We start from the raw sequence: 4,968 nt of genomic DNA, 5'->3' as shown, positions 1-4,968 counted from the left end.
ATTTGAAAGAGTTAAGTACTTTGGCATTTTTTAGTTCCTTATCGTTTATTTTAGTTTCGTCAAAACCTAATAAACTATATTTGGAACTCTCTTTCAACTATTTAAAACTTTCAGAATACAATCTAGCTTTTTAATTTCATGAACTTATTAAATTGATTTTAAAAAATCTCACAATTATAGCCAATAATTGCTATATATAAATGGTCTGAAGTAATATTTTATGAAAATTTTATACCTTTCTTGAAGCTTCTAGTCCAAAAACGCTCTATAGCAAGCGCTTCTAGTAACTTATCTGAGTATTTTTGATTTTGATTTGTTATGTATGCTGTGATAATCTGAGCCGCTAATAATGATGAACATAAACCTTTTGAGCCAAATCCTGAAGATACATATAAACTTTGTTGATATTCAATCTTTGGCATTTTTGATTTTGGATAGCCTTTAGACAGAGGCTTATAAAAAACTTGTTCAAAACTATCATAATCTGCCAACCTACCAACAAGTGGTAAATGATCAGAAGTTACACATCTTGTAGCTACTCTTGAATTAACAATTTCAACATTGTAATTTTTATCATTAAATATTTGCTTAATTTGATTAATATTAAAAGTATTATCTTCCTGTCTTATATCCCCACTAGTATCATTATTGTCTCGAAATGTTGCTCCAATAACTTGTAGATTATCTTTATAACTAGGGATTATATATCCTTTATCCATAATATTATTTGAGGTATCAAAACATCTTTTAATAACTGTTAACTGTCCTTGTGATGGATATACTGGAATATTTTGTAGCAGAGAAATATTTTTAAATAATGGATACCCTCCCGCAAATACTACAATATCAAAATCTTCAGTGAAATTATTAAATTTTAATCGCCAAGTATTATCCTCTAATTTCTTAATATCTAAAAGCTCATTATCTAATTTTAATTTAGCATTTGATAATTTAAGCCATAGCTGACAAATACTTTTAGGTACCACAGATACAGCATTAAGATAATATACAGCTTTGTTAGGAGTATTTTTACCAAGTAATTCTGAAAGCTCTTGAGGAGATATTAATCTAGCTAAATCATCAGCTATCTCTCTTTTTGTAAAAATCTTTTGATATCTATTTAGTTCTTTTTCATCACTTAATATTTGCAAGACACCCTGATTACAAATTTCTATATCATTACGATACTGATTTATAAACTCTAATAATATACTATAGCCTAGTGTATGAAACTGATCTGAGAAATTATTATCTGAAGTTAAATAAGGTTCTAAAATTCCCGCAAAGTTCCCAGAAGCTTCCGTTGCAATATCAGAGTTTTTATCAAATATAGCTATATCAAAGTTAGAAGACCCACTTAACTCATAAGCTAATGAACACCCTGCTAATCCAGCTCCTATAATAGCTATTTTTTGATTACGCACCAAAACCTCTGATGCCTTCTCTTTTACGCTTTTGTTCTGCTCTTAGCATACGAGCTTGTTTTGGATCAATAGTTAGATTTCTGTATATTTCAACCCTATCTTTATCCTCAAGAACATGATCTAAATCGACTATTTGTCCATAGATACCAACTTTAAGATTTTCGATATTGCCTAATTCAGAATAAGCATCTAAGATTTTTGACTGAATAATAGCTTCTCTAACAGTCAGAGAATCATCAGACTCAACATAAAAAGACTTCTGCTCACTAGGTAAAGCATAAATGACTTCTACTTTCACTATTTATAGACCTCTTCTGCGCGTTTACAAAATGCTCCTAACATCCTATCTGCCAGCCCACGAAATACTGGACCAAGAGCCATTTCCACAAATTTATTTTCAAAGGTAAACTCCATGTCCAATGATACCTTACATGAATTTTCATCTTGAGGTTCAAATTTCCAATCACCTGTTAAACTTTTAAATGGACCATTCATAAGATTTAAATGAATATGCTGATCTTTAACCATTGTATTATGTGTAGCAAAGTCCAATTTCACAAATCCTGATTTGATTTTTAGAGATGCTTTTGCTTCTGTTTCCGTGTGTTCAAAAATCTCAATATCGTAGCACATTGGTAGAAACTGAGGATAGCTTTCAATATCATTTACAAGATCATACATCTGTGAAGCAGTATAATTAACAATTGCAGATTTATTAACTTTATTCATTTATTTAATCTTATGTGTTTTGCTGATAATATATAGCGTTACATTGTATATCTTTTACAAAAAATAATAAAGTTATGAGTAAACATAAGGTTTCTCCAGCAACTATTGCTAGAAATAAAAGAGCCTTCCATGATTATACTATTTTAGAGAAGTTTGAAGCTGGAATAGTACTACAAGGATGGGAAGTAAAAAGTATCAGAGCTGGTAAAGTACAGATGATAGATAGTCATGTGCATATCAAGCGTGGCGAAGCTTGGCTTTTTAATTGTCTAATAACTCCTCTATTGTCGGCATCTACTCATGTGGTAGCAGATGCTTCAGCAAATCGTAAACTGCTACTTAATCGCCGTGAGATAGACAAAATCATGGGACGAATTGAGCAAAAAGGATTTACATGCGTGCCTTTGGCTATGTATTGGAAAGGTACTTGTGTAAAAGTTGAAATAGCTCTTGCTCAAGGTAAAAAAGTTCACGATAAGCGTCAGGCTCAAAAAGATAAAGATTGGGCTCGCGAAAAGGATAGAATCTTTAAGAAGGCGCATAGATAAAATGACTGAAATAAAAATAAGCAAAACTGAAAAAAAATTACGTCACTATATTACTAAGGCTATAGCTGATTATAAGCTTATCGAAAAAGGTGATAAGGTTATGTATGTCTATCAGGAGGTAAGGATTCTTTTGGACTATTAAAAGTTTTGCATGGGCTAATCGAAGATAAAACTTATGATATAGATCTTCATGTTTATACATTAGACCAATCTCAGCCTGGTTGGAATGATAGCCAACTTAGAAAATATCTTGATAATCTAGGTGTATCTTATGAGATTGAGACAAAAAATACTTATGGTGTGGTGATAGATAAAGTTCCAGAGGGTAAGACTTATTGTTCATTATGCTCGAGGCTTCGCCGTGGTAACATCTACAGATATGCAAAAGAGCATAAAATGGACAAGATTATTCTAGGACATCATCGTGATGACTTAATTGAATCATTACTTATGTCTATCTTATATCAGGGGCAAATTAAATCAATGCCACCTAAGTTTATTACTCAAGATGGTGAAAATACTGTAATCCGACCAATGGTACTAGTACAAGAACGTGATCTCATAGAATTTGCTAAAGAAGAGAACTTCCCAATAATTCCATGTAATCTATGTGGATCTCAAGAGAATCTTAAAAGAAAAAAAGTTAAAAAGCTAATCCAAGATTTAGCGCAAGAAAATCCAAAAATACCTAGTAATATTCTAAACTCTCTATCAAATGTATTACCAAGTCATTTGATGGATAGAGATTTATTAGATATCTCAAACCCTGCAACAAATATATCTAATCACGGATAAGAGTATCATCCTGTAGTACTAATCTCAGAATCTCAATAAAATCTTTTCATGGGGTGCTGAAATAAATCGTCATTCTATGGCATGATCATAGAATCCAAAAATTTATAGAGAAAAACTGTACTTTATCAATGGATACTACGGTCGAAGCCGTAGTATGACTAATAGTTTGGTTTCTGTCAATTACTTATATGGCTATAATAAGACAGCACAATGTGCTGTCACTACAAAAACTATAAAGATAACATTTTACATCTAAAAATCTAATTCACACTATGAGAAAAATTAGAAATTTTAAATGTATTTGGACATCTACTTTGGTTAGCATTTGGCGCGTTAGCTAGCAAAGCAGACAAATCCTTTTGGTTTGGCTCATCAGCATTTTTCGGTAACGATATATACACATCAACTAGCATTCCATCTTTACAATTTAGATATACTTTATTACTTGCACCAGCTCCAAAACTTTGATTAAAAGCATTATCAAACTGTTCAATAGTTATATCTTTACCAATATTTTGGCTAAATAACTGCTCTAATTTCGAATCATTTATTTGATTTACAAAAGTAGCTGCCTGAGTATAGTATTGGTTTTGATCATGTGATTGACAAGTTCCATGCTTATACCATTCATGACGTTGTAAACATGAAGAGTCATTATATCCTGGCATCACACTATGTAGTAACTCCATAGTTTTATCATCTAAATTTAATGGCGCATAATTACAAAATTCAGATTGTTTCTGAGCACCACAAAAACCATAATTAGTACCGCAAGTATCTTGATTTGGCCAAAATCCATGTAGCGAAAAACTCTTAGCCGCTGCACTATCTACAGGTAAGTTTTTACACTCTTGTTTTCCAGCTCTGAAGCCATAAGTCTCACAAAATGCTGGCTGCCAACTTAAAGCTAATACATAGCTATCAGCAAGCCCAGGCTCTTGGACACATTGTTTAGCAGGAGTAACACCTCCTTGTTCAATATCTGCGATACCACAACTACTTCTTACCCAGCGTAACTGACTTTCGCTAGCATTTGAAATAAATACTCTAAACCAATCTGGATTAGTATCTTTATTTTTTTCCTGAATAGAATAAGTTTGCCCTGCAATTACACAAGTGTTATCAGGATTAGTCATTTGTTTTTTTGATATATATGCTTGGCACGTCGACTCTGCTGTAAATGTGCCTTTAGCAGGCACTGCGTACACTGTGTAGTAATTAAATGCCAAAAGTGTGATCGTTAAGATACGAATTATTATTTTCATATAAGTAAATTTTGGGTTAGTTTCAAATAGCAATTATAACTTAATAAGCAAGTTAAAGCAAGTTATTATCAAATCTAGTATATGGGAATTAAGCGGCATAATTTTTATCCTGTTTTATTTTGTCAACTTCATGCTCAGAAATGCCATCAATAAAAGTTACATTATTTAGCATTTCATTAATTCTCTTATAGCCATTTAATCTATGCC

General features: G+C 31.9%; 5 protein-coding genes and 1 pseudogene. 2 read left to right on the top strand and 4 right to left on the bottom strand.

Annotated elements, in window-relative coordinates; genetic code table 11:
* Positions 1–218: 218 nt before the first annotated feature.
* The 3 genes from mnmC1 to F8C69_RS09075 are packed head-to-tail and all read right to left on the bottom strand — an operon-like array spanning position 219 to position 2,153.
* Positions 219–1,427 (bottom strand): FAD-dependent 5-carboxymethylaminomethyl-2-thiouridine(34) oxidoreductase MnmC1, encoded by a 1,209-nt coding sequence (gene mnmC1, locus F8C69_RS09085; protein WP_159184947.1) that lies wholly within the window; start codon positions 1,425–1,427, stop codon positions 219–221.
* A complete protein-coding gene (locus F8C69_RS09080; protein WP_159184946.1) occupies positions 1,417–1,722 on the bottom strand; it encodes an RnfH family protein in 306 nt (101 codons plus the stop codon). Before F8C69_RS09080 ends, mnmC1 begins: the two co-directional genes overlap by 11 nt.
* The gene (locus F8C69_RS09075; protein ID WP_159184945.1) at positions 1,722–2,153 is read right to left on the bottom strand and encodes a type II toxin-antitoxin system RatA family toxin; all 432 of its coding nucleotides are present in this window, start codon (positions 2,151–2,153) and stop codon (positions 1,722–1,724) included. Before F8C69_RS09075 ends, F8C69_RS09080 begins: the two co-directional genes overlap by 1 nt.
* Before the next feature lie 74 nt (positions 2,154–2,227).
* On the opposite strand from F8C69_RS09075, the gene smpB reads away from it, so the two are divergent.
* Both smpB and ttcA read left to right on the top strand, forming a co-directional pair.
* Positions 2,228–2,701, top strand: a complete 474-nt coding sequence (gene smpB, locus F8C69_RS09070; protein WP_159184944.1) for an SsrA-binding protein SmpB — start codon at positions 2,228–2,230, stop codon at positions 2,699–2,701.
* A gap of 1 nt (position 2,702) precedes the next feature.
* Positions 2,703–3,496 (top strand): annotated as a pseudogene (ttcA, locus tag F8C69_RS09065) (tRNA 2-thiocytidine(32) synthetase TtcA).
* Positions 3,497–3,756: 260 nt separating this feature from the next.
* Here the strand turns inward: ttcA and F8C69_RS09060 are convergent.
* The gene (locus F8C69_RS09060; RefSeq protein WP_159184943.1) at positions 3,757–4,761 is read right to left on the bottom strand and encodes a ribonuclease T2 family protein; all 1,005 of its coding nucleotides are present in this window, start codon (positions 4,759–4,761) and stop codon (positions 3,757–3,759) included.
* Positions 4,762–4,968 lie beyond the last annotated feature (207 nt).

The organism is Francisella noatunensis subsp. noatunensis (assembly GCF_009823375.1).
Taxonomy (GTDB): Bacteria; Pseudomonadota; Gammaproteobacteria; order Francisellales; family Francisellaceae; genus Francisella; species Francisella noatunensis.
Note: the sequence above shows the minus strand (reverse complement) of the source record. Positions and strands in the feature narration are given on the sequence as shown.

Excerpts from the sequence above, each read along its gene's own strand:
- F8C69_RS09060 (WP_159184943.1), bottom strand. The coding sequence starts at position 4,761 with ATGAAAATAATAATTCGTATCTTAACGATCACACTTTTGGCATTTAAT.
- F8C69_RS09075 (WP_159184945.1), bottom strand. The coding sequence starts at position 2,153 with ATGAATAAAGTTAATAAATCTGCAATTGTTAATTATACTGCTTCACAG.
- smpB (WP_159184944.1), top strand. The coding sequence starts at position 2,228 with ATGAGTAAACATAAGGTTTCTCCAGCAACTATTGCTAGAAATAAAAGA.